This window comes from Pseudomonas sp. LBUM1655, assembly GCF_059716085.1.
In genome coordinates this window covers 5,541,293-5,560,848 of sequence record NZ_CP166801.1, presented here as the reverse complement: position 1 = coordinate 5,560,848, position 19,556 = coordinate 5,541,293, and the positions used below count along the sequence as shown (strand labels likewise).

Annotated in this window: 32 protein-coding genes; all 32 read left to right on the top strand. The window is 54.5% G+C overall.

Annotation, left to right across the window (positions count from 1 at the left end; genetic code table 11):
* The first annotated feature begins 22 nt into the window (after positions 1 to 22).
* The gene (fusA, locus tag ACA074_RS25030; RefSeq protein ID WP_497677976.1) at positions 23 to 2,128 is read left to right on the top strand and encodes an elongation factor G; all 2,106 of its coding nucleotides are present in this window, start codon (positions 23 to 25) and stop codon (positions 2,126 to 2,128) included.
* A 31-nt stretch (positions 2,129 to 2,159) separates the two neighbouring features.
* Complete coding sequence (gene tuf, locus ACA074_RS25025; RefSeq protein WP_497615453.1) at positions 2,160 to 3,353, top strand: elongation factor Tu; 1,194 nt, start codon at positions 2,160 to 2,162, stop codon at positions 3,351 to 3,353.
* Positions 3,354 to 3,510: 157 nt separating this feature from the next.
* Positions 3,511 to 3,822: a 30S ribosomal protein S10 gene (rpsJ, locus tag ACA074_RS25020; RefSeq protein WP_003186070.1), complete on the top strand. Its 312-nt coding sequence runs from the start codon at positions 3,511 to 3,513 to the stop codon at positions 3,820 to 3,822.
* Positions 3,823 to 3,902: 80 nt separating this feature from the next.
* A complete protein-coding gene (rplC, locus tag ACA074_RS25015) occupies positions 3,903 to 4,538 on the top strand; it encodes a 50S ribosomal protein L3 (RefSeq protein ID WP_007253310.1) in 636 nt (211 codons plus the stop codon).
* Between the two features lie 12 nt (positions 4,539 to 4,550).
* The gene (gene rplD, locus ACA074_RS25010) at positions 4,551 to 5,153 is read left to right on the top strand and encodes a 50S ribosomal protein L4 (protein ID WP_150602056.1); all 603 of its coding nucleotides are present in this window, start codon (positions 4,551 to 4,553) and stop codon (positions 5,151 to 5,153) included.
* Positions 5,150 to 5,449: a 50S ribosomal protein L23 gene (rplW, locus tag ACA074_RS25005; RefSeq protein WP_002555488.1), complete on the top strand. Its 300-nt coding sequence runs from the start codon at positions 5,150 to 5,152 to the stop codon at positions 5,447 to 5,449. Before rplD ends, rplW begins: the two co-directional genes overlap by 4 nt.
* 14 nt (positions 5,450 to 5,463) lie before the next feature.
* Positions 5,464 to 6,288, top strand: coding sequence for a 50S ribosomal protein L2 (gene rplB, locus ACA074_RS25000; protein ID WP_042561342.1), 825 nt, complete (start codon positions 5,464 to 5,466; stop codon positions 6,286 to 6,288).
* Positions 6,289 to 6,304: 16 nt separating this feature from the next.
* Positions 6,305 to 6,580 (top strand): 30S ribosomal protein S19, encoded by a 276-nt coding sequence (gene rpsS / locus ACA074_RS24995; protein WP_003228731.1) that lies wholly within the window; start codon positions 6,305 to 6,307, stop codon positions 6,578 to 6,580.
* Positions 6,581 to 6,591: 11 nt separating this feature from the next.
* Positions 6,592 to 6,924: a 50S ribosomal protein L22 gene (gene rplV, locus ACA074_RS24990; protein WP_003103908.1), complete on the top strand. Its 333-nt coding sequence runs from the start codon at positions 6,592 to 6,594 to the stop codon at positions 6,922 to 6,924.
* A 13-nt stretch (positions 6,925 to 6,937) separates the two neighbouring features.
* Complete coding sequence (rpsC, locus tag ACA074_RS24985) at positions 6,938 to 7,624, top strand: 30S ribosomal protein S3 (RefSeq protein WP_003176422.1); 687 nt, start codon at positions 6,938 to 6,940, stop codon at positions 7,622 to 7,624.
* A 12-nt stretch (positions 7,625 to 7,636) separates the two neighbouring features.
* Positions 7,637 to 8,050 (top strand): 50S ribosomal protein L16, encoded by a 414-nt coding sequence (gene rplP, locus ACA074_RS24980; protein ID WP_003232424.1) that lies wholly within the window; start codon positions 7,637 to 7,639, stop codon positions 8,048 to 8,050.
* Positions 8,050 to 8,241: a 50S ribosomal protein L29 gene (rpmC, locus tag ACA074_RS24975; protein WP_002555481.1), complete on the top strand. Its 192-nt coding sequence runs from the start codon at positions 8,050 to 8,052 to the stop codon at positions 8,239 to 8,241. The genes rplP and rpmC overlap by 1 nt, the downstream gene beginning before the upstream one ends.
* A 2-nt stretch (positions 8,242 to 8,243) precedes the next feature.
* Entirely contained in the window at positions 8,244 to 8,510 is a 267-nt protein-coding gene (rpsQ, locus tag ACA074_RS24970) for a 30S ribosomal protein S17 (protein WP_003194644.1), read from the top strand.
* 23 nt (positions 8,511 to 8,533) lie between these two features.
* On the top strand, positions 8,534 to 8,902 hold the full coding sequence (gene rplN / locus ACA074_RS24965; protein ID WP_002555479.1) for a 50S ribosomal protein L14: 369 nt from the start codon (positions 8,534 to 8,536) through the stop codon (positions 8,900 to 8,902).
* A gap of 11 nt (positions 8,903 to 8,913) precedes the next feature.
* Positions 8,914 to 9,228 carry a 50S ribosomal protein L24 gene (gene rplX, locus ACA074_RS24960; protein ID WP_003186046.1) on the top strand — a complete coding sequence of 105 codons (315 nt, stop codon included), beginning with the start codon at positions 8,914 to 8,916 and terminating at the stop codon, positions 9,226 to 9,228.
* 20 nt (positions 9,229 to 9,248) lie between these two features.
* Positions 9,249 to 9,788: a 50S ribosomal protein L5 gene (gene rplE / locus ACA074_RS24955; RefSeq protein ID WP_003210069.1), complete on the top strand. Its 540-nt coding sequence runs from the start codon at positions 9,249 to 9,251 to the stop codon at positions 9,786 to 9,788.
* 13 nt (positions 9,789 to 9,801) lie between these two features.
* Positions 9,802 to 10,107: a 30S ribosomal protein S14 gene (gene rpsN / locus ACA074_RS24950; RefSeq protein WP_003228726.1), complete on the top strand. Its 306-nt coding sequence runs from the start codon at positions 9,802 to 9,804 to the stop codon at positions 10,105 to 10,107.
* A gap of 209 nt (positions 10,108 to 10,316) precedes the next feature.
* Positions 10,317 to 10,709 (top strand): 30S ribosomal protein S8, encoded by a 393-nt coding sequence (gene rpsH, locus ACA074_RS24945; protein WP_007966178.1) that lies wholly within the window; start codon positions 10,317 to 10,319, stop codon positions 10,707 to 10,709.
* A gap of 12 nt (positions 10,710 to 10,721) precedes the next feature.
* A complete protein-coding gene (rplF, locus tag ACA074_RS24940) occupies positions 10,722 to 11,255 on the top strand; it encodes a 50S ribosomal protein L6 (RefSeq protein ID WP_003228722.1) in 534 nt (177 codons plus the stop codon).
* Between the two features lie 10 nt (positions 11,256 to 11,265).
* Entirely contained in the window at positions 11,266 to 11,616 is a 351-nt protein-coding gene (rplR, locus tag ACA074_RS24935) for a 50S ribosomal protein L18 (protein WP_003186037.1), read from the top strand.
* 3 nt (positions 11,617 to 11,619) lie between these two features.
* A complete protein-coding gene (gene rpsE, locus ACA074_RS24930; RefSeq protein WP_003176409.1) occupies positions 11,620 to 12,120 on the top strand; it encodes a 30S ribosomal protein S5 in 501 nt (166 codons plus the stop codon).
* A 2-nt stretch (positions 12,121 to 12,122) separates the two neighbouring features.
* Positions 12,123 to 12,299, top strand: coding sequence for a 50S ribosomal protein L30 (gene rpmD / locus ACA074_RS24925; protein ID WP_003176408.1), 177 nt, complete (start codon positions 12,123 to 12,125; stop codon positions 12,297 to 12,299).
* Positions 12,300 to 12,302: 3 nt separating this feature from the next.
* Positions 12,303 to 12,740, top strand: coding sequence for a 50S ribosomal protein L15 (gene rplO / locus ACA074_RS24920; RefSeq protein WP_003228720.1), 438 nt, complete (start codon positions 12,303 to 12,305; stop codon positions 12,738 to 12,740).
* Positions 12,741 to 14,069: a preprotein translocase subunit SecY gene (secY, locus tag ACA074_RS24915; RefSeq protein WP_150595170.1), complete on the top strand. Its 1,329-nt coding sequence runs from the start codon at positions 12,741 to 12,743 to the stop codon at positions 14,067 to 14,069. It begins immediately after the preceding gene.
* Positions 14,070 to 14,096: 27 nt separating this feature from the next.
* Complete coding sequence (rpmJ, locus tag ACA074_RS24910) at positions 14,097 to 14,213, top strand: 50S ribosomal protein L36 (RefSeq protein ID WP_002555468.1); 117 nt, start codon at positions 14,097 to 14,099, stop codon at positions 14,211 to 14,213.
* Between the two features lie 130 nt (positions 14,214 to 14,343).
* Positions 14,344 to 14,700 carry a 30S ribosomal protein S13 gene (gene rpsM / locus ACA074_RS24905; protein ID WP_003186020.1) on the top strand — a complete coding sequence of 119 codons (357 nt, stop codon included), beginning with the start codon at positions 14,344 to 14,346 and terminating at the stop codon, positions 14,698 to 14,700.
* A 30-nt stretch (positions 14,701 to 14,730) separates the two neighbouring features.
* On the top strand, positions 14,731 to 15,120 hold the full coding sequence (gene rpsK / locus ACA074_RS24900; protein ID WP_002555466.1) for a 30S ribosomal protein S11: 390 nt from the start codon (positions 14,731 to 14,733) through the stop codon (positions 15,118 to 15,120).
* 18 nt (positions 15,121 to 15,138) lie between these two features.
* Positions 15,139 to 15,759 carry a 30S ribosomal protein S4 gene (rpsD, locus tag ACA074_RS24895; protein WP_003176404.1) on the top strand — a complete coding sequence of 207 codons (621 nt, stop codon included), beginning with the start codon at positions 15,139 to 15,141 and terminating at the stop codon, positions 15,757 to 15,759.
* A 22-nt stretch (positions 15,760 to 15,781) separates the two neighbouring features.
* On the top strand, positions 15,782 to 16,783 hold the full coding sequence (locus ACA074_RS24890; RefSeq protein ID WP_003186012.1) for a DNA-directed RNA polymerase subunit alpha: 1,002 nt from the start codon (positions 15,782 to 15,784) through the stop codon (positions 16,781 to 16,783).
* Positions 16,784 to 16,825: 42 nt separating this feature from the next.
* A complete protein-coding gene (gene rplQ / locus ACA074_RS24885; RefSeq protein WP_003176402.1) occupies positions 16,826 to 17,212 on the top strand; it encodes a 50S ribosomal protein L17 in 387 nt (128 codons plus the stop codon).
* Between the two features lie 240 nt (positions 17,213 to 17,452).
* Entirely contained in the window at positions 17,453 to 18,907 is a 1,455-nt protein-coding gene (locus ACA074_RS24880; RefSeq protein WP_497615452.1) for a catalase, read from the top strand.
* A gap of 150 nt (positions 18,908 to 19,057) precedes the next feature.
* Positions 19,058 to 19,522, top strand: a complete 465-nt coding sequence (gene bfr / locus ACA074_RS24875) for a bacterioferritin (RefSeq protein WP_401270205.1) — start codon at positions 19,058 to 19,060, stop codon at positions 19,520 to 19,522.
* Positions 19,523 to 19,556: the final 34 nt, after the last annotated feature.

The window sequence follows — 19,556 nt, the reverse complement described above, 5'->3', positions numbered from 1 at the left end:
TCACTAATTTTGCGAGGGCTTTATGGCTCGTACTACTCCGATTAGTCGCTACCGTAACATCGGTATCGTCGCTCACGTGGATGCTGGTAAAACCACCACCACCGAGCGCGTCCTTTTTTACACCGGCAAAAGTCACAAAATGGGCGAGGTGCATGATGGCGCCGCGACCACAGACTGGATGGTGCAGGAGCAGGAGCGTGGTATTACCATTACTTCTGCTGCCATCACCGCCTTCTGGAAGGGTTCCGAGAAGCAGTACAAAGACGAGCATCGCTTCAACGTAATCGATACCCCGGGCCACGTAGACTTCACTATTGAAGTTGAGCGTTCCCTGCGCGTACTCGACGGCGCTGTCGTTGTGTTCTGCGGTACTTCGGGTGTTGAGCCTCAGTCGGAAACCGTATGGCGTCAAGCCAACAAGTACGGCGTTCCACGTCTTGTTTACGTAAACAAGATGGACCGTGCTGGCGCCAACTTCCTGCGCGTGATCGGTCAGATCAAGCAGCGTCTGGGTCACACTCCGGTGCCGATTCAGTTGGCCATCGGTTCTGAAGATAACTTCCAGGGTCAGATTGATCTGATCAACATGCAAGCTATCTACTGGAACGACTCTGACAAAGGTATGGTCCCTGTTCGCAAGGACATTCCTGCCGAGCTGCAAGAGCTGGCTGAAGAGTGGCGCAACAACATGGTTGAAGCTGCTGCTGAAGCCAACGAAGAGCTGATGAACAAGTACCTGGAAGGCGAAGAGCTGACGATCGAAGAGATCAAAGCTGCTTTGCGTCAGCGTACTATCGCCGGCGAAATCGTTCTGGCTGTCTGCGGTTCTTCCTTCAAGAACAAGGGTGTTCCCCTGGTTCTCGACGCCGTTATCGACTTCCTGCCTGCACCAACCGACATTCCTGCTATTAAGGGTACTGACCCGGATAACGAAGAAATCGAGCTGGAGCGTCATGCAGACGATGCGGAGCCGTTCTCGGCTCTGGCGTTCAAGATCGCTACCGACCCATTCGTGGGTACTTTGACCTTCGTCCGCGTTTACTCGGGCGTGTTGAACTCCGGCGACGGCGTGATCAACTCGGTTAAAGGCAAGAAAGAGCGCGTGGGTCGTATGGTGCAAATGCACGCAAACGCCCGTGAAGAGATCAAGGAAGTACGCGCTGGCGACATCGCGGCCCTGATCGGCATGAAGGACGTCACCACTGGTGAAACCCTCTGCAACGCTGACAAGCCAATCATCCTGGTTCGTATGGACTTCCCGGAGCCGGTTATTTCGGTTGCCGTAGAGCCTAAGACCAAGGATGACCAGGAAAAAATGGGTATCGCTCTGGGCAAACTTGCTCAGGAAGACCCGTCTTTCCGCGTTAAAACTGATGAAGAGACTGGTCAAACGATCATCTCCGGCATGGGCGAGCTGCACCTGGACATCCTGGTTGACCGGATGCGCCGTGAGTTCAACGTCGAAGCCAACATCGGCAAGCCTCAGGTTTCCTATCGTGAGCGCATCACGAAGAACTGCGAAATCGAAGGCAAGTTCGTTCGTCAGTCCGGCGGTCGTGGCCAGTTCGGTCACTGCTGGATCCGTTTTGCTCCTGCTGACGAAGGTCAGGAAGGTCTGCAATTCGTGAACGAAGTAGTAGGTGGTGTGGTTCCTAAGGAATACATCCCGGCTATCCAGAAGGGTATCGAAGAGCAGATGAAGAACGGCGTCGTTGCCGGCTATCCGCTGATCGGCCTGAAGGCTACCGTGTTCGATGGTTCTTACCACGACGTCGACTCCAACGAGATGGCGTTTAAAGTGGCTGCTTCCATGGCGACCAAGCAACTGGCCCAGAAGGGTGGTGGTGAGTTGCTCGAGCCGATCATGGCGGTAGAGGTTGTTACGCCTGAAGACTATATGGGTGATGTGATGGGCGACCTTAACCGTCGTCGCGGCATGATCCAGGGTATGGAAGACACAGTGTCCGGCAAGGTAATTCGTGCCGAAGTACCACTGGGTGAGATGTTCGGTTATGCGACCGACGTTCGTTCCATGTCCCAGGGTCGCGCAAGCTACTCTATGGAATTCAAAAAATACGATACAGCCCCGTCGCACATCGTCGAGACTGTTACCAAAAAACAAGGCTGATTCAGCCCCTTTAGGCTAGGAGTTAATTGTCGTGGCTAAAGAAAAATTTGATCGTTCCCTACCGCACGTCAACGTTGGCACCATCGGTCACGTTGACCACGGTAAAACCACTCTGACTGCTGCTCTGACTCGCGTTTGCTCCGAAGTTTACGGTTCCGCAATCGTTGACTTCGACAAGATCGACAGCGCACCAGAAGAAAAAGCTCGTGGTATCACCATCAACACCGCGCACGTTGAATACAACTCGCTGATCCGTCACTACGCTCACGTTGACTGCCCAGGTCACGCTGACTATGTGAAGAACATGATCACCGGTGCTGCCCAGATGGACGGCGCAATCCTGGTTTGCTCGGCCGCTGATGGTCCGATGCCGCAAACCCGTGAGCACATCCTGCTGTCCCGCCAGGTTGGCGTTCCGTACATCGTGGTTTACCTGAACAAGGCTGACCTGGTAGACGACGCTGAGCTGCTGGAACTGGTTGAGATGGAAGTGCGCGATCTGCTGAGCACTTACGACTTCCCAGGCGACGACACTCCGATCATCATCGGTTCTGCTCGTATGGCTCTGGAAGGCAAAGACGATAACGAAATGGGCACTACGTCCGTTCGTAAACTGGTTGAAACTCTGGATAGCTACATTCCGGATCCAGTTCGTGTTATCGACAAGCCGTTCCTGATGCCAATCGAAGACGTGTTCTCGATCTCGGGTCGCGGTACTGTTGTAACCGGTCGTATCGAGCGCGGTATCGTTAAGGTTCAAGATCCACTGGAAATCGTTGGTCTGCGTGACACTACCGTCACCACCTGCACCGGTGTTGAAATGTTCCGTAAGTTGCTCGACGAAGGTCGTGCTGGCGAGAACTGCGGCGTTCTGCTGCGCGGTACCAAGCGTGACGACGTTGAGCGTGGTCAGGTTCTGGTTAAGCCGGGTTCGGTTAAGCCGCACACCAAGTTCGAAGCTGAGGTGTACGTGCTGAGCAAGGAAGAAGGCGGTCGTCACACTCCGTTCTTCAAAGGCTACCGTCCACAGTTCTACTTCCGCACTACCGACGTAACTGGTAACTGCGAACTGCCGGAAGGCGTAGAAATGGTAATGCCGGGCGACAACATCAAAATGGTTGTTACCCTGATCAAAACCATCGCGATGGAAGATGGTCTGCGTTTCGCTATCCGTGAAGGCGGTCGTACCGTCGGCGCTGGCGTCGTAGCCAAAATCATCGAGTAATCTCTTTTATAGAGTTAGCTTGGTGAATTGAAAAAGCCCCCGCTCAGCGGGGGCTTTTTTATTGGGTTGACACCTATCTGGGGCGTCTATAGAATTGCGCCTCCTTTTAACGGGCGTATTGCGCTCGGTGGGAATAGCAGCCGGAGTCTGAAATCCAATGCAAAATCAGCAAATCCGTATCAGGTTGAAGGCTTTTGACCATCGCCTGATCGACCAATCAACCCAGGAAATCGTGGAAACCGCGAAACGTACTGGTGCTCAAGTGCGTGGTCCAATTCCACTGCCTACCCGTAAAGAGCGGTTCACCGTTCTGGTTTCCCCGCACGTCAACAAAGACGCGCGTGACCAGTACGAAATCCGCACTCATAAGCGCGTTCTGGACATCGTCCAGCCAACGGATAAAACCGTTGATGCTCTTATGAAGCTTGATCTTGCGGCCGGTGTGGAAGTGCAGATCAGCCTCGGCTAAGACTCGGTCTTAGTCGTGTAACGCTCTGAAATGGGCGGCCATAGCGGGTGAAAGCCCCGTACACTCATGAGGTTTACAACATGACTATTGGTGTAGTCGGTCGTAAATGCGGTATGACCCGTATTTTCACCGAAGAAGGTGTCTCCATTCCGGTCACGGTCATTGAGATCGAACCGAATCGCGTCACCCAGTTCAAAACTGAAGAGACCGATGGCTATCGTGCAGTGCAAGTCACTGTAGGCGAGCGTCGTGCTTCGCGTGTTACAGCTGCTCAAGCTGGCCACTTCGCTAAGGCGAACGTTGCCGCTGGTCGCACTGTCATGGAGTTCCGTCTTGAAGAAGGCGACTACCAGGCTGGCGATCTGATCAACGCTGAAATCTTCGCTGCTGGTCAACTGGTTGATGTAACCGGTCAGTCCAAAGGTAAAGGCTTCCAGGGTACGATCAAGCGTTGGAATTTCCGCGGGCAAGATAACACCCACGGTAACTCCGTATCCCACCGCGTCCCAGGCTCTATCGGCCAGTGCCAGACTCCTGGTCGTGTATTCAAGGGCAAAAAAATGTCCGGTCATATGGGCGCTGAGCGCGTGACCGTGCAGTCCCTGGAAGTAGTGCGCGTGGACGCTGAACGCAATCTGTTGTTGGTCAAGGGTGCTGTTCCTGGCGCTACTGGCGGCAACCTGGTTGTACGTCCAGCAGCCAAGGCTCGCGGTTAAGGGGAAGCTGACATGCAATTAAATGTAAATGACGCTCAAGCGATCGAAGTTTCCGAACTGACATTTGGCGGCGAGTTCAACGAGACGCTGGTTCACCAAGCAGTCGTGGCCTATATGGCCGGCGGCCGTCAGGGTAGCAAGCAGCAAAAGACCCGTTCCGACGTTCGTGGTGGCGGTAAGCGCCCATGGCGTCAGAAAGGTACTGGCCGTGCTCGTGCCGGTACTATCCGTAGCCCTATCTGGCGTGGCGGCGGTACCACTTTCGCAGCTCGTCCACAGGATCACTCCCAGAAGCTGAACAAGAAGATGTATCGCGCAGCAATGCGTTCCATCCTTGCTGAGCTGGTGCGTACTGATCGTCTGATCGTGGTTCAGGATTTCGCTGTTGAAACTCCAAAAACCAAAGATCTGCTGGGCAAGCTGAACAACATGAGCCTGACCGATGTTCTCATCGTGTCGGACGCTGTTGATCAGAACCTGTACCTGGCTGCTCGTAACCTGCCGCACGTCGATGTACGTGACGTTCAAGGTTCCGATCCAGTTAGTCTGATCGCATACGACAAGGTGTTGATCACCGTGTCGGCCGTGAAGAAATTCGAGGAGCTGCTGGGATGAACCAGGAACGCGTATTTAAAGTTCTGCTTGGCCCGCACGTTTCCGAGAAGGCTACGGTTCTGGCTGACAAGAAAGGCCAGTTCGTTTTCAAGGTTGCAACTGACGCAACCAAGCTGGAAATCAAGAAGGCCGTCGAAAGCCTGTTCAGCGTGAAAGTTGAGCGTGTTACTACCCTGAACGTTCTGGGTAAGAGCAAGCGCACGGCTCGCGGTCTGGGCAAGCGCAATGACTGGAAGAAGGCAGTTATCTCCCTTCAGCCAGGCCAAGATCTCGATTTCAGCAGCAGTGCTGAGTAAGGAAGGGGTGCATCATGGCAATCGTTAAATGCAAACCGACTTCCCCTGGCCGCCGTTTTGTGGTCAAGGTGGTCAACCAGGAGCTGCATAAAGGCGCTCCTCACGCACCGCTGCTCGAGAAAAAATCGAAGACTGGTGGTCGTAACAACAATGGCCGTATTACCACGCGTCACATCGGTGGTGGTCATAAGCAGCATTATCGTATGGTCGACTTCCGTCGCAACGACAAAGATGGCATTCCAGCCACTGTCGAGCGTATCGAATACGATCCAAACCGTACTGCTCACATTGCTCTTATGTTGTACGCAGACGGCGAACGCCGTTACATCATCGCCCCTAAAGGCGTGAGCGCTGGCGACCAGCTGATTTCGGGTGCTTTGGCTCCGATCAAGCCAGGCAACCAGCTGCAACTGCGCAGCATTCCAGTTGGTAGCACCGTACACGGCATCGAATTGAAGCCAGGTAAAGGCGCACAGATCGCTCGTTCCGCTGGTGCTTCGGCTCAGCTGATCGCTCGTGAAGGTGTGTACGTTACCCTGCGTCTTCGCTCCGGTGAAATGCGTAAAGTCCTGGCTGAATGCCGTGCGACGCTGGGCGAAGTCTCGAACTCCGAGCACAGCCTGCGTTCGCTGGGTAAAGCTGGTGCCAAACGCTGGCGTGGCGTTCGCCCAACCGTTCGTGGTGTTGCCATGAACCCGGTTGACCACCCACATGGTGGTGGTGAAGGTCGTACCTCTGGTGGTCGTCATCCGGTATCGCCATGGGGCTTCCCGACTAAGGGCGCGAAGACTCGTGGTAATAAGCGTACCGACAAAATGATCGTCCGTCGTCGCAAGTAAATAGAGGGATACGACAGTGCCACGTTCTCTGAAAAAAGGTCCTTTTATTGATCTTCACCTACTGAAGAAGATCGAAGTGGCGGCGGAAAAGAACGATCGCAAACCAATTAAGACTTGGTCGCGTCGTTCCATGATCCTGCCACAAATGGTCGGTCTGACCATCGCAGTACACAACGGTCGTCAACACGTCCCAGTTCTCGTTAACGAAGACATGGTCGGCCACAAACTGGGCGAGTTTGCCGGTACCCGCACTTATCGTGGGCACGTGGCAGACAAGAAAGCCAAGCGTTAAGGGGTTAGGAAATGGAAGTAGCCGCTAAGTTGTCGGGCGCTCGAATCTCCGCCCAGAAAGCCCGCTTGGTCGCCGACCAGATTCGCGGGAAGAAGGTGGGCGAAGCGCTCAACTTGTTGGCTTTCAGCAGTAAGAAAGCCGCCGAGATCATGAAGAAAGTGCTGGAGTCGGCCGTAGCCAACGCCGAGCATAACGAAGGCGCAGACGTTGATGACCTGAAGGTCAGCACCGTTTTCGTCAACGAAGGGCGTTCGCTGAAGCGCATCATGCCACGTGCCAAAGGCCGTGCTGATCGCATCGTCAAGCGGTCTTGCCATATCACTGTCAAGGTTGCTGACAAGTAACGGAGTCGAAGAGATGGGTCAGAAAGTACATCCCATTGGCATTCGCCTGGGAATCGTCAAGGAGCACACCTCCGTCTGGTACGCAGACGGTCGGACTTATGCGGACTATTTGTTCGCTGATCTGAAGGTGCGCGAGTATCTCCAAGACAAACTAAAAAGCGCGTCCGTAAGCCGTATCGATATCCATCGTCCGGCGCAAACTGCACGTATCACCATTCACACCGCTCGTCCAGGTATCGTTATCGGGAAGAAAGGTGAAGATGTTGAGAAACTGCGTCAGGACCTGACCAAGCAAATGGGTGTGCCTGTGCACATCAATATCGAAGAGATCCGCAAGCCGGAGCTCGACGGTATGCTGGTTGCGCAGAGCGTAGCTCAGCAGCTGGAGCGTCGCGTAATGTTCCGTCGCGCTATGAAGCGCGCTGTACAGAACGCCATGCGCATTGGTGCCAAAGGCATCAAAATCCAAGTGAGCGGTCGTCTCGGCGGTGCTGAAATCGCACGTACTGAATGGTATCGCGAAGGTCGTGTGCCATTGCACACCCTGCGTGCCGACATCGACTATGCCAACTACGAAGCTCACACCACTTACGGTGTGATCGGTGTAAAGGTTTGGATCTTCAAAGGCGAAGTAATTGGTGGTCGCCAAGAAGAACTGAAACCACAAGCACCAGCGCCTCGTAAAAAAGCTGCTAAGTAAGGGGTACGCCAAATGTTGCAACCTAAGCGTACGAAGTTCCGCAAGCAGATGACAGGCCACAACCGTGGTCTGGCTCAGCGCGGTAGCAAAGTCAGCTTCGGCGAGTTCGCGCTGAAGTCTGTAGCTCGTGGTCGTCTCACCGCTCGTCAGATCGAGTCAGCGCGTCGTGCTCTGACCCGTCACGTTAAACGTGGCGGCAAGATCTGGATCCGTGTATTCCCGGACAAGCCGATCTCCAAAAAGCCCCTCGAAGTTCGTATGGGTAAAGGTAAGGGTAACGTGGAATACTGGGTTGCCCAGATTCAGCCAGGCAAAGTCCTGTATGAAATCGAGGGTGTAACTGAAGAGCTGGCGCGTGAGGCTTTTGCCCTGGCTGCTGCAAAGCTGCCGCTCGCCACCGCCTTTGTTAAACGGACGGTGATGTGATGAAAGCGAATGAACTTCGTGAAAAATCCGCACAGCAGCTGAACGAGCAACTGCTCGGCTTGCTGCGCGACCAGTTCAATCTGCGTATGCAGAAAGCAACTGGCCAGTTGGGGCAGTCTCATCTGCTCTCGCAAGTTAAGCGTGACATCGCTCGCGTGAAGACTGTGCTTAACCAGCAGGCAGGTAAGTGATCATGGCTGAAGCCGAAAAAACTGTCCGTACGCTGACTGGCCGTGTTGTCAGCGACAAGATGGACAAAACCATCACCGTTCTGATCGAGCGTCGCGTTAAGCACCCGATCTACGGTAAATACGTTAAGCGTTCGACTAAGCTGCACGCGCACGACGAAACCAATCAGTGCCACATCGGCGACAAAGTCACTATTCGTGAAACTCGTCCGATGGCCAAGACCAAGTCTTGGGCGCTGGTTGATGTTCTCGAACGCGCTGTGGAAGTCTAAGGACTAGGGGTCGGAGAAATTATATGATTCAGACTCAATCCATGCTCGATGTGGCCGATAACAGCGGCGCTCGCCGTGTTATGTGCATCAAGGTGCTGGGTGGCTCCCATCGTCGTTACGCTGGTATCGGTGACATCATCAAAGTTACCGTGAAGGAAGCAATTCCTCGCGGTAAAGTGAAAAAAGGCCAAGTGATGACTGCTGTTGTAGTCCGCACTCGTCACGGCGTACGTCGTGCTGATGGCTCCATTATCCGCTTTGATGGCAACGCTGCTGTTCTTCTGAACAACAAGCAAGAGCCGATCGGCACCCGTATCTTTGGGCCAGTGACCCGTGAACTTCGTACTGAGAAGTTCATGAAGATCGTCTCGCTCGCCCCAGAAGTGCTGTAAGGAGATCCGACATGCAAAAGATTCGTCGTGACGACGAGATCATCGTGATCGCCGGCAAAGACAAAGGTAAGCGCGGTAAGGTGCTGAAGGTTCTTGCTGACAACCGTCTGGTTGTTGGTGGTCTGAACCTGGTCAAGCGTCATACCAAGCCTAACCCGATGTCGGGCGTACAAGGCGGTATCGTCGAGAAAGAAGCGCCACTGCACGCTTCTAACGTAGCCATCTTCAATGGCGAAACCAACAAGGCTGACCGCGTTGGTTTCAAAGTAGAAGACGGTAAAAAAATTCGTGTCTTCAAGTCGACCCAAAAAGCGGTTGATGCTTGAACACTGCTAGGTAGAAGACCATGGCACGACTAAAAGAGATTTACCGGAAGGAAATCGCTCCGAAACTTAAGGAAGAACTTAAGCTTTCGAACGTGATGGAAGTTCCGCGCGTTACAAAGATCACCCTGAACATGGGTCTGGGCGAAGCGATCGGCGACAAAAAAGTCATCGAGCACGCTGTTGCTGACCTGGAAAAGATCACCGGCCAGAAAGTCGTTGTGACCTACGCTCGTAAATCCATCGCTGGCTTCAAAGTCCGCGAAGGATGGCCGATCGGCGTCAAGGTGACTCTGCGCCGTGAGCGTATGTACGAGTTCCTGGATCGTCTGCTGTCGATCTCCCTGCCTCGGGTTCGCGACTTCCGCGGCCTGAATGCCAAGTCCTTCGATGGTCGTGGTAACTACAGCATGGGCGTGAAAGAGCAGATCATTTTCCCGGAAATCGACTACGACAAGATCGATGCTCTCCGCGGTCTGGACATTACCCTGACCACCACTGCCAAGAACGATGATGAAGGCCGCGCTCTGCTGCGTGCTTTCAAATTCCCGTTCCGCAACTGATTGGAGTAGGAAAATGGCCAAGAAGAGCATGAAAAACCGTGAGCTGAAGCGTCAGCTCACCGTTGCCAAGTACGCCACCAAGCGTGCAGCGCTGAAAGCTATCATCGTTGATCTGAACGCAAGTCCAGAAGCGCGCTGGGAAGCTACCGTAGCTCTGCAGAAGCAACCACGTGACGCAAGCGCTTCGCGCATGCGTAACCGTTGCCGCCTGACTGGTCGTCCGCACGGCGTTTACCGCAAGTTCGGCCTTGGCCGTAACAAGCTGCGTGAAGCTGCAATGCGTGGTGACGTTCCAGGTCTGGTTAAAGCCAGCTGGTAATCGTTGTCAAAGCCTTGATGGTCGGGTTTGCAAGAACCTGACCATCGGTGGCCTTGAATGTGAATCAAGCCCCTTTTGGGGCTTGATTCATTTCTGGGGTGTGTCTAGAATGACCGGCTCGCCTGAGCCCGTGTTGTTCATGCCCGGAAGTTCTCGGCGACAAGTAGTAGCCGCAAGGCTAATTTTTCTGTTTTAGGAGCGTCTAGCCCATGAGTATGCAGGACCCGTTAGCGGACATGCTAACTCGAATCCGTAATGCCCAGATGGCTGAAAAGTCTGTCGTAAGCATGCCGTCTTCCACGCTGAAGGTGGCTGTAGCAAAAGTCCTGAAGGACGAAGGTTACATCGCGGATTTTCAGATCACCACCGACGCTAAGCCGTCGTTGTCCATCTCGCTGAAGTACTTCGAAGGCCGTCCGGTTATCGAAGAAGTGAAGCGCGTTAGTCGTCCAGGCCTGCGTCAGTACAAGTCCGTTGAAGATCTGCCGAAAGTTCGTGGCGGTCTTGGCGTGTCTATCGTCTCCACCAACAAAGGTGTGATGACGGATCGTGCTGCGCGCGCTGCCGGTGTCGGCGGCGAAGTTCTTTGCACTGTGTTCTAAGGGGGGATAAGCATGTCTCGCGTCGCTAAGAACCCCGTTAAGCTGCCAGCCGGTGTCGAAGTAAAATTCGCAGGCCAACAGCTTTCGGTGAAGGGTGCCAAGGGCACTCTTGAACTGAACATCCATTCGTCCGTTGAGATCGTTGAAGAAGCTGGTGAGCTGCGTTTTGCTGCTCGCAATGGCGATCAACAGACTCGCGCAATGGCCGGTACCACGCGTGCGTTGGTAAACAACATGGTCCAAGGCGTAAGCCAAGGCTTCGAGCGCAAGCTCCAGCTGGTCGGTGTTGGTTACAAAGCGCAAGCAAAAGGTCAGGTTTTGAACCTGGCTCTTGGCTTCTCGCACCCAGTGGATTACGAACTGCCGGAAGGCATCACCGCTGAGACTCCTAGCCAGACCGATATCCTGATCAAGGGCATCGACAAGCAGCTGGTAGGTCAAGTGGCCGCCGAGATCCGCGACTTCCGTCCACCAGAGCCGTACAAAGGCAAAGGTGTGCGCTACGCGGACGAAGTCGTCCGTCGTAAAGAAGCCAAGAAGAAGTAGGGCATAGCAAATGACCGACAAAAAAGTTACTCGACTGCGTCGCGCTCGCAAAGCACGCCTGAAAATGCACGAACTCGAAGTCGTGCGTCTCTGCGTGTTCCGCTCTTCGCAGCACATCTACGCCCAGGTCATCTCGGCCGACGGCAACAAAGTCCTGGCAAGCGCCTCGACTTTGGATAAAGAACTGCGTGATGGTGCCACTGGCAACATCGACGCGGCCACAAAGGTTGGCCAGCTGGTCGCTACGCGTGCTAAGGCCGCTGGCGTCTCGCAAGTGGCTTTCGACCGCTCTGGCTTCAAGTACCACGGCCGCGTTAAAGCGCTGGCTGATGCTGCTCGTGAAGCTGGGCTGGAGTTCTAAGTTATGTCAAATAACGACCAAAAGCGCGACGAAGGCTACATTGAGAAGCTGGTTCAAGTTAACCGCGTAGCCAAAACCGTTAAAGGCGGCCGTATCTTCACTTTCACCGCGTTGACCGTGGTTGGTGATGGTAAAGGGCGTGTTGGCTTCGGCCGTGGCAAGTCGCGTGAAGTGCCTGCTGCGATCCAGAAGGCAATGGAAGCTGCTCGCCGCAACATGATTCAAGTTGACCTGAATGGCACAACTCTGCAGTACGCAATGAAGTCTGCTCACGGCGCTTCGAAGGTGTACATGCAGCCTGCTTCTGAAGGTACCGGTATCATCGCTGGCGGCGCTATGCGTGCTGTCCTCGAAGTTGCTGGCGTTCAGAACGTTCTGGCCAAGTGCTACGGCTCGACTAACCCGGTAAACGTGGTTCACGCCACTTTCAAGGGTCTGAAAGCCATGCAATCTCCTGAGTCCATCGCTGCAAAGCGTGGTCTGACTGTCAAGGAGATCTTCTGATCATGGCTACCGTTAAAGTAACGCTGATCAAAAGCATGACCGGCCGCATCCCTAACCACAAATTGTGCGTTAAGGGTCTGGGTCTGCGTCGCATCGGTCACACTGTAGAAGTCCAGGATACTCCCGAGAATCGCGGGATGATCAACAAGGCTTACTACATGCTGCGTGTCGAGGGTTAATCGATGAAACTCAATGATCTGAGTCCAGCGCCGGGTTCCCGTCGCGAAAAGCATCGTCCGGGCCGTGGTATCGGTAGCGGTTTGGGTAAGACTGGTGGCCGTGGCCACAAAGGTCAGACCTCCCGCTCCGGTGGCACCATCGCTCCAGGCTTTGAAGGCGGTCAACAGCCGCTGCATCGTCGCCTGCCGAAGTTCGGTTTCGTTTCCCTGAAAGCCATGGACCGCGCAGAAGTGCGTTTGTCCGAGCTGGCTAAAGTGGAAGGCGACATCGTCACCGTGCAGTCCCTGAAAGATGCCAACGTGATCAACGTCAACGTACAGCGTGTGAAAATCATGCTGTCCGGTGAAGTGACTCGCGCTGTCACTATCGGCAAGGGAATCGGCGCCACCAAAGGTGCGCGTGCGGCTATCGAAGCAGCTGGCGGCAAGTTCGAGGAATAAATGGCTAAGCAAGGTGCTCTCTCTGCGCTCGGCAAAGGCGGTATGTCTGAACTCTGGGCTCGTCTGCGTTTTCTGTTCCTGGCGATTATCGTCTACCGAATAGGCGCACACATCCCGGTTCCAGGTATCAACCCGGACCGACTCGCAGAACTGTTTCGACAGAATGAGGGGACCATTCTTAGCTTGTTCAACATGTTCTCCGGCGGCGCGCTGGAACGGATGAGCATCTTTGCACTGGGGATCATGCCGTACATTTCGGCATCGATCATCATGCAACTGATGACAGCCGTCAGCCCGCAGCTGGAACAGTTGAAGAAGGAAGGTGAAGCTGGGCGTCGCAAGATTGCTCAGTACACCCGCTACGGCACTGTCGTTCTCGCTCTCGTTCAGGCAATTGGCATGTCCATTGGTCTGGCGGGGCAGGGCGTATCGTTCACTGGTGACTTTGGCTTCCATTTCGTCGCGGTATCCACTTTTGTGGCTGGTGCGATGTTTATGATGTGGCTGGGTGAGCAGATTACTGAGCGTGGTGTTGGCAACGGTATCTCGATGTTGATTTTCGCAGGTATCGTCGCCGGTCTTCCGAGAGCGATCGGGCAGTCTTTCGAGTCTGCGCGTCAGGGTGATATCAACATTTTTGCCCTGGTTGCGATCGGTTTGCTGGCAGTAGCGATTATCGGTTTTGTGGTGTTCATTGAGCGTGGTCAGCGTCGTATTGCTGTTCACTACGCCAAGCGTCAGCAGGGCCGCAAGGTCTTTGCTGCGCAGACTAGCCACTTGCCGCTGAAGGTGAACATGGCCGGTGTTATTCCGGCTATTTTCGCGAGCAGCATTTTGCTGTTCCCGGCTTCGTTGGGTACCTGGTTCGGTCAGTCTGAAGGTATGGGCTGGTTGCAGGACATCTCGCAGTCGATCGCTCCTGGTCAGCCGTTGAATATTCTGCTGTTTAGTGCAGGGATTATTTTCTTCTGCTTCTTCTATACGGCGTTGATGTTCAATCCGAAAGACGTAGCGGAAAACCTGAAGAAGTCCGGTGCCTTTATTCCGGGCATCCGTCCAGGCGAGCAGTCGGCGCGCTACATTGATGGCGTTCTGACCCGTTTGACCCTGTTCGGTGCTCTATATATGACGGCCGTATGTCTGTTGCCCCAGTTCCTGGTGGTTGCGGCAAACGTTCCGTTCTACCTTGGCGGGACCTCGTTGCTGATCGTGGTCGTGGTTGTGATGGACTTCATGTCCCAAGTACAATCGCACCTCGTTTCGCACCAGTACGAATCCCTGATGAAGAAAGCCAACCTGAAGGGTTACGGCAGCGGCATGTTGCGCTGAGTACCCATAAGGTTCGAGGAGTTGGTGATGAAAGTTCGTGCATCGGTGAAAAAGCTGTGCCGTAACTGCAAGATTATTCGCCGCGAAGGTGTTGTTCGAGTAATTTGCAGCGCGGAACCGCGTCACAAACAGCGCCAAGGCTGAGTGTGATTGTGCTTCAAGCCCGGTAGCTAGTGCGCTACCGGGTTGATTATTTGTTATTACAGCGATATTATCTCGCGCCCTATTTCTTGGCTTCCGGGGCGTAGGTAGCTGTCAATTGGAGTCCCACTGAATGGCCCGTATTGCAGGCGTTAACATTCCAGATAACAAGCATACTGTTATCTCGCTGACCTACATCTATGGTGTTGGTCGCACTACTGCGCAGAAGATCTGTGCAGTGACTGGGGTAAACCCAGCAGCAAAGATCAAAGATCTGAGCGACGAGCAAATTGAACAGCTGCGTGGCGAAGTGGCGAAGTTCACCACTGAAGGTGACCTGCGTCGCGAAATCAACATGAAAATCAAGCGCTTGATGGACCTCGGTTGCTATCGCGGTCTGCGTCATCGTCGCGGTCTTCCAGTGCGCGGTCAGCGTACCAAGACCAACGCGCGTACCCGTAAAGGTCCGCGTAAGCCGATCCGCAAGTAATCGCCCCAGCGAATCGACAGGAATTTAATCATGGCAAAACCTGCTGCTCGTCCTCGTAAAAAAGTTAAAAAGACAGTGGTTGATGGCATCGCCCACATCCATGCATCTTTTAACAACACCATCGTGACCATTACCGACCGTCAAGGTAACGCTCTTTCCTGGGCTACCTCCGGTGGTTCGGGTTTCCGCGGTTCCCGCAAGTCCACCCCGTTTGCTGCTCAAGTAGCTGCTGAACGTGCTGGTCAAGCTGCGCTGGAATATGGCCTGAAAAACCTCGACGTTAATGTCAAAGGTCCAGGTCCAGGTCGTGAATCCGCAGTCCGCGCTTTGAACGGCTGTGGCTACAAGATCGCCAGCATCACCGACGTGACGCCAATCCCGCACAACGGGTGCCGTCCGCCGAAGAAGCGCCGCGTGTAATCCAGGAGATTGTAAAGAATGGCTCGTTACATTGGTCCAAAATGCAAACTCGCTCGTCGCGAAGGCACCGATCTCTTTCTGAAGAGCGGCGTGCGCGCGATCGAATCGAAGTGCAACATTGAAGCAGCACCTGGTATCCACGGCCAACGCCGCGGTCGCCAGTCCGACTACGGCACCCAACTGCGTGAAAAGCAGAAGGTCCGTCGTATCTACGGCGTTCTCGAGCGTCAGTTCAGCGGCTACTACAAAGAAGCTGCTGGCAAGAAAGGTGCAACCGGTGAAAACCTGCTGCAACTGCTCGAATGCCGTCTGGACAACGTTGTATACCGTATGGGCTTTGGTTCGACTCGTGCCGAATCCCGCCAGCTGGTATCGCACAAGTCGATCAGCGTTAACGGTCAGACCGTAAACGTTCCGTCGTATCAGGTTCGTGCTGGTGACGTGGTTGCAGTTCGCGAGAAAGCAAAAAACCAACTTCGCATTGTCCAAGCTCTCGATCTGTGTGCCCAACGTGGCCGCGTAGAATGGGTAGAAGTAGACACTGAGAAGAAGTCGGGCGTTTTCAAGAACGTTCCTGCTCGCAGTGATCTGTCCGCCGACATCAACGAAAGCCTGATTGTCGAGCTCTACTCCAAGTAAGGGCTAGAAAATAGGTGCATCCATGCAGATTTCGGTAAATGAGTTCCTGACACCCCGCCATATTGATGTGCAGGTTGTCAGTCCAACCCGCGCCAAGATCACTCTCGAGCCTCTCGAGCGTGGTTTTGGCCACACCCTGGGCAACGCGCTGCGACGCATCCTGTTGTCCTCAATGCCCGGCTGCGCAGTAGTCGAGGCCGAGATTGACGGTGTGCTCCACGAGTACAGCGCCATCGAAGGTGTACAGGAAGACGTAATTGAAATCCTGTTGAACCTTAAAGGTCTGGCCATCAAGCTGCACGGTCGTGACGAAGTTACGCTGACCTTGTCGAAGAAGGGTTCGGGGGTGGTTACCGCTGCCGATATTCAGCTGGATCATGATGTCGAGATCGTTAATCCCGATCACGTAATCGCTAACCTGGCGTCTAACGGCGCCCTGAACATGAAGCTCACCGTAGCTCGTGGTCGTGGTTATGAACCAGCCGACTCGCGTCAGAGCGATGAAGACGAAAGCCGCAGCATCGGTCGCTTGCAGCTTGACTCTTCGTTCAGCCCGGTTCGCCGTATTGCATACGTGGTGGAAAACGCCCGTGTCGAGCAGCGTACCAACCTGGACAAGCTGGTTATTGATCTGGAAACCAACGGTACTCTGGATCCTGAAGAGGCTATCCGCCGCGCTGCAACCATTCTGCAACAGCAGTTGGCTGCGTTCGTCGACCTCAAGGGTGACAGTGAGCCAGTGGTTGTCGAGCAGGAAGACGAGATCGATCCGATCCTGCTTCGCCCGGTTGACGATCTGGAACTGACTGTACGTTCGGCTAACTGCCTTAAGGCGGAAAACATCTACTACATCGGCGACCTGATTCAGCGTACCGAAGTAGAGCTGTTGAAGACTCCGAACCTGGGCAAGAAATCCTTGACTGAAATCAAGGACGTTCTGGCCTCCCGCGGTCTGTCCCTCGGCATGCGCCTCGACAACTGGCCGCCTGCAAGTCTTAAGAAGGACGACAAGGCGACTGCCTGATCGTCGTAATCACCGAACGTAGTGTTTGGTAAGGAATGAACCATGCGTCATCGTAAAAGTGGTCGTCACCTGAGCCGCACCAGCTCGCACCGCAAGGCCATGTTCCAAAACATGGCGGTGTCGCTGTTCGAGCACGAGCTGATCAAAACTACTCTGCCAAAAGCCAAAGAACTGCGTCGCGTTGCTGAGCCGCTGATCACTCTGGCCAAGACAGACAGCCTGGCTAACCGCCGTCTGGCTTTCGACCGTACTCGTTCGAAAGCTATCGTTGGTAAGCTCTTCAACGACCTGGGCAAGCGTTACGCTACCCGTGAGGGTGGCTACCTGCGCATCCTCAAGTGCGGTTTCCGCGCTGGCGACAACGCGCCTATGGCGTACGTCGAGTTGGTTGATCGTGCTACTGCCGGCGAAGCTGTATCCGCCGAGTAAGACGTCAGTCTGAAACGAAGAACCGGGCCTAGTGCCCGGTTTTTTGTGCCCGCAAGAAAATGCGCTGTTCGTACAAGCTTCCGACACAGTTCTGTTGGCACTATGTGCTGGTAAACATAATTAGTAATTATCTATCGATGTCTGCAAGTTAATGAATTTGTAGGTGTCACATTGATGATCAATAATTCACACCAAGCCGATTAGCCGGCAGTTCCAAGACTGACAGAGGAAGAAGTCCGTATGAGCCAAATCAAAACGCTTACGACCGCCAGTGGCGCACCTGTCGCTGATAACCAGAATTCTCGCTCTGCCGGCCCGCGTGGTCCGCTGCTGCTCGACGATTTTCACCTGATCGAGAAGCTTGCCCATTTCAACCGTGAAAACATTCCTGAGCGTCGCGTACACGCCAAAGGTTCGGGCGCCTACGGTACATTCACGGTCACTCGCGACATCACTGAGTACACCAGCGCCAAGCTGTTCGAATCTATCGGCAAGCAGACCCCAACCTTCCTGCGCTTCTCCACCGTGGGTGGCGAGCGTGGTTCGGCTGATACCGAGCGCGATCCGCGTGGCTTCGCGTTGAAGTTCTACACCGAGGAAGGTAACTGGGACATCGTCGGTAACAACACGCCTGTGTTCTTCATTCGCGATCCACTGAAGTTCCCAGACTTCATCCACACGCAAAAGCGCCTGCCGCAAAGCAACCTGAAAAGTGCGCAGATGATGTGGGATTTCTGGTCGCACTCCCCGGAAGCCTTGCACCAGGTCACCATCCTGTTCTCTGACCGCGGCATTCCTGACGGCTACCGCCACATGCATGGCTTCGGTAGCCACACCTATAGCCTGATCAGCGCCAAGGGCGAGCGTCACTGGGTGAAATGGCACTACAAGACTAAACAAGGGATCAAGAACCTTGCACCGGCAGATGCCGCGCGTTTGGCGGGCACCGACCCGGACTACGCCCAGCGCGATCTGTTCGAAGCGATCGAGCGCGGTGACTTCCCGAAGTGGCGCGTGTGCATTCAGATCATGACCGAATCCCAGGCTGCGGCGCATTACGAGAACCCTTTCGACGTGACCAAGACCTGGTCGCAGAAAGAGTTTCCACTGATTGAAGTCGGTGAGCTGGAACTGAACCGTAACCCGCTGAACTACTTCGCCGAAGTTGAACAAGCTGCATTCGGCCCGAGCAACATGGTGCCAGGCGTCGGTCTGTCGCCAGACCGCATGCTGCAAGGTCGCGTGTTCGCTTATGCCGATGCGCACCGCTACCGTATTGGCACCAATCACCAGCAATTGCCGGTGAATGCCCCGCGCAGCCCGGTAAACACTTACCAGCGCGACGGCTCGATGGCTTTCGGCAGCAACGGTGGAGCGGCGCCGAATTACGAGCCAAACAGCTACATCGAATCGCCAAAACAAGCTCCGCACTACGCTGAGCCTGCCTTGGCCCTGAGCGGCTCAGCTGATCGGTACGATCACCGTGAAGACACCGATTACTACAGCCACGCCGGTGCGCTGTTCCGCTTGATGAGCGATGACCAGAAAGCATTGTTGGTCAGCAACATTGCCGGTGCAATGGGTGGAGTTTCTCCTGACGTCGTCGACCGTCAGTTGCAGCACTTCTACAAGGCCGATCCAGCGTATGGAGAAGCAATCGCAAAGCTGCTCAGCGTACAGCTTAACGAAGTCTAAACGAGAAGCAGAACCGCCCGCATTAAGGGCGGTTTTTGCGTTATTTAGGCTGCTTTTCTCAGAATATCTTCGCTTTTATTGCGCGAAGTGGGTGACCTTGCAGTCAGCTTGGTTCAAACTACAGACTTTCAAGCAGGGAGATGTAGGGCGATGCAAGGCCACCCAGACGTTATCGATTACCTCAACACGTTGCTGACCGGCGAACTGGCCGCGCGTGACCAATATTTTGTTCATTCGCGGATGTATGAGGACTGGGGGTTTACCAAGCTCTACGAGCGAATCAACCACGAAATGGAAGAAGAAGCCGGTCACGCTGATGCGTTGATGCGCCGGATTCTGATGCTTGAGGGTACGCCGCGCATGCGTCCGGATGATCTGGATGTCGGCACTACCGTGCCTTCGATGCTCGAAGCAGATCTGCGTCTTGAGTACAAAGTTCGCGCCGCGCTGTGCAAAGGCATCGAGTTGTGCGAGCAGCACGGTGACTACGTCAGTCGCGAGATCCTGCGGGTCCAGCTCAACGACACTGAAGAAGATCACACCTACTGGCTGGAAAAGCAGTTGGGCCTGATCAAGCTGATCGGTCTCGAGAACTACCTGCAATCTCACACCTGATTGCACTGATACAAAAAAGCCCCTGTCACTGATG

What these genes read in the sequence shown, in the direction of transcription:
- rplX (WP_003186046.1), top strand. Translation starts at nt 8,914, where the DNA reads ATGCAAAAGATTCGTCGTGACGACGAGATCATCGTGATCGCCGGCAAA.
- rpsJ (WP_003186070.1), top strand. Translation starts at nt 3,511, where the DNA reads ATGCAAAATCAGCAAATCCGTATCAGGTTGAAGGCTTTTGACCATCGC.
- rplC (WP_007253310.1), top strand. Translation starts at nt 3,903, where the DNA reads ATGACTATTGGTGTAGTCGGTCGTAAATGCGGTATGACCCGTATTTTC.
- rplV (WP_003103908.1), top strand. Translation starts at nt 6,592, where the DNA reads ATGGAAGTAGCCGCTAAGTTGTCGGGCGCTCGAATCTCCGCCCAGAAA.
- rpsN (WP_003228726.1), top strand. Translation starts at nt 9,802, where the DNA reads ATGGCCAAGAAGAGCATGAAAAACCGTGAGCTGAAGCGTCAGCTCACC.
- rplN (WP_002555479.1), top strand. Translation starts at nt 8,534, where the DNA reads ATGATTCAGACTCAATCCATGCTCGATGTGGCCGATAACAGCGGCGCT.
- rplF (WP_003228722.1), top strand. Translation starts at nt 10,722, where the DNA reads ATGTCTCGCGTCGCTAAGAACCCCGTTAAGCTGCCAGCCGGTGTCGAA.
- rpsK (WP_002555466.1), top strand. Translation starts at nt 14,731, where the DNA reads ATGGCAAAACCTGCTGCTCGTCCTCGTAAAAAAGTTAAAAAGACAGTG.
- rplP (WP_003232424.1), top strand. Translation starts at nt 7,637, where the DNA reads ATGTTGCAACCTAAGCGTACGAAGTTCCGCAAGCAGATGACAGGCCAC.
- rpsM (WP_003186020.1), top strand. Translation starts at nt 14,344, where the DNA reads ATGGCCCGTATTGCAGGCGTTAACATTCCAGATAACAAGCATACTGTT.
- rpsE (WP_003176409.1), top strand. Translation starts at nt 11,620, where the DNA reads ATGTCAAATAACGACCAAAAGCGCGACGAAGGCTACATTGAGAAGCTG.
- rplW (WP_002555488.1), top strand. Translation starts at nt 5,150, where the DNA reads ATGAACCAGGAACGCGTATTTAAAGTTCTGCTTGGCCCGCACGTTTCC.
- bfr (WP_401270205.1), top strand. Translation starts at nt 19,058, where the DNA reads ATGCAAGGCCACCCAGACGTTATCGATTACCTCAACACGTTGCTGACC.
- rplE (WP_003210069.1), top strand. Translation starts at nt 9,249, where the DNA reads ATGGCACGACTAAAAGAGATTTACCGGAAGGAAATCGCTCCGAAACTT.
- rplR (WP_003186037.1), top strand. Translation starts at nt 11,266, where the DNA reads ATGACCGACAAAAAAGTTACTCGACTGCGTCGCGCTCGCAAAGCACGC.
- ACA074_RS24890 (WP_003186012.1), top strand. Translation starts at nt 15,782, where the DNA reads ATGCAGATTTCGGTAAATGAGTTCCTGACACCCCGCCATATTGATGTG.
- rplB (WP_042561342.1), top strand. Translation starts at nt 5,464, where the DNA reads ATGGCAATCGTTAAATGCAAACCGACTTCCCCTGGCCGCCGTTTTGTG.
- rpmC (WP_002555481.1), top strand. Translation starts at nt 8,050, where the DNA reads ATGAAAGCGAATGAACTTCGTGAAAAATCCGCACAGCAGCTGAACGAG.
- fusA (WP_497677976.1), top strand. Translation starts at nt 23, where the DNA reads ATGGCTCGTACTACTCCGATTAGTCGCTACCGTAACATCGGTATCGTC.
- rpsQ (WP_003194644.1), top strand. Translation starts at nt 8,244, where the DNA reads ATGGCTGAAGCCGAAAAAACTGTCCGTACGCTGACTGGCCGTGTTGTC.
- rpmD (WP_003176408.1), top strand. Translation starts at nt 12,123, where the DNA reads ATGGCTACCGTTAAAGTAACGCTGATCAAAAGCATGACCGGCCGCATC.
- ACA074_RS24880 (WP_497615452.1), top strand. Translation starts at nt 17,453, where the DNA reads ATGAGCCAAATCAAAACGCTTACGACCGCCAGTGGCGCACCTGTCGCT.
- rplO (WP_003228720.1), top strand. Translation starts at nt 12,303, where the DNA reads ATGAAACTCAATGATCTGAGTCCAGCGCCGGGTTCCCGTCGCGAAAAG.
- rpmJ (WP_002555468.1), top strand. Translation starts at nt 14,097, where the DNA reads ATGAAAGTTCGTGCATCGGTGAAAAAGCTGTGCCGTAACTGCAAGATT.
- secY (WP_150595170.1), top strand. Translation starts at nt 12,741, where the DNA reads ATGGCTAAGCAAGGTGCTCTCTCTGCGCTCGGCAAAGGCGGTATGTCT.
- rpsD (WP_003176404.1), top strand. Translation starts at nt 15,139, where the DNA reads ATGGCTCGTTACATTGGTCCAAAATGCAAACTCGCTCGTCGCGAAGGC.
- rpsH (WP_007966178.1), top strand. Translation starts at nt 10,317, where the DNA reads ATGAGTATGCAGGACCCGTTAGCGGACATGCTAACTCGAATCCGTAAT.
- rpsC (WP_003176422.1), top strand. Translation starts at nt 6,938, where the DNA reads ATGGGTCAGAAAGTACATCCCATTGGCATTCGCCTGGGAATCGTCAAG.
- rplQ (WP_003176402.1), top strand. Translation starts at nt 16,826, where the DNA reads ATGCGTCATCGTAAAAGTGGTCGTCACCTGAGCCGCACCAGCTCGCAC.
- rplD (WP_150602056.1), top strand. Translation starts at nt 4,551, where the DNA reads ATGCAATTAAATGTAAATGACGCTCAAGCGATCGAAGTTTCCGAACTG.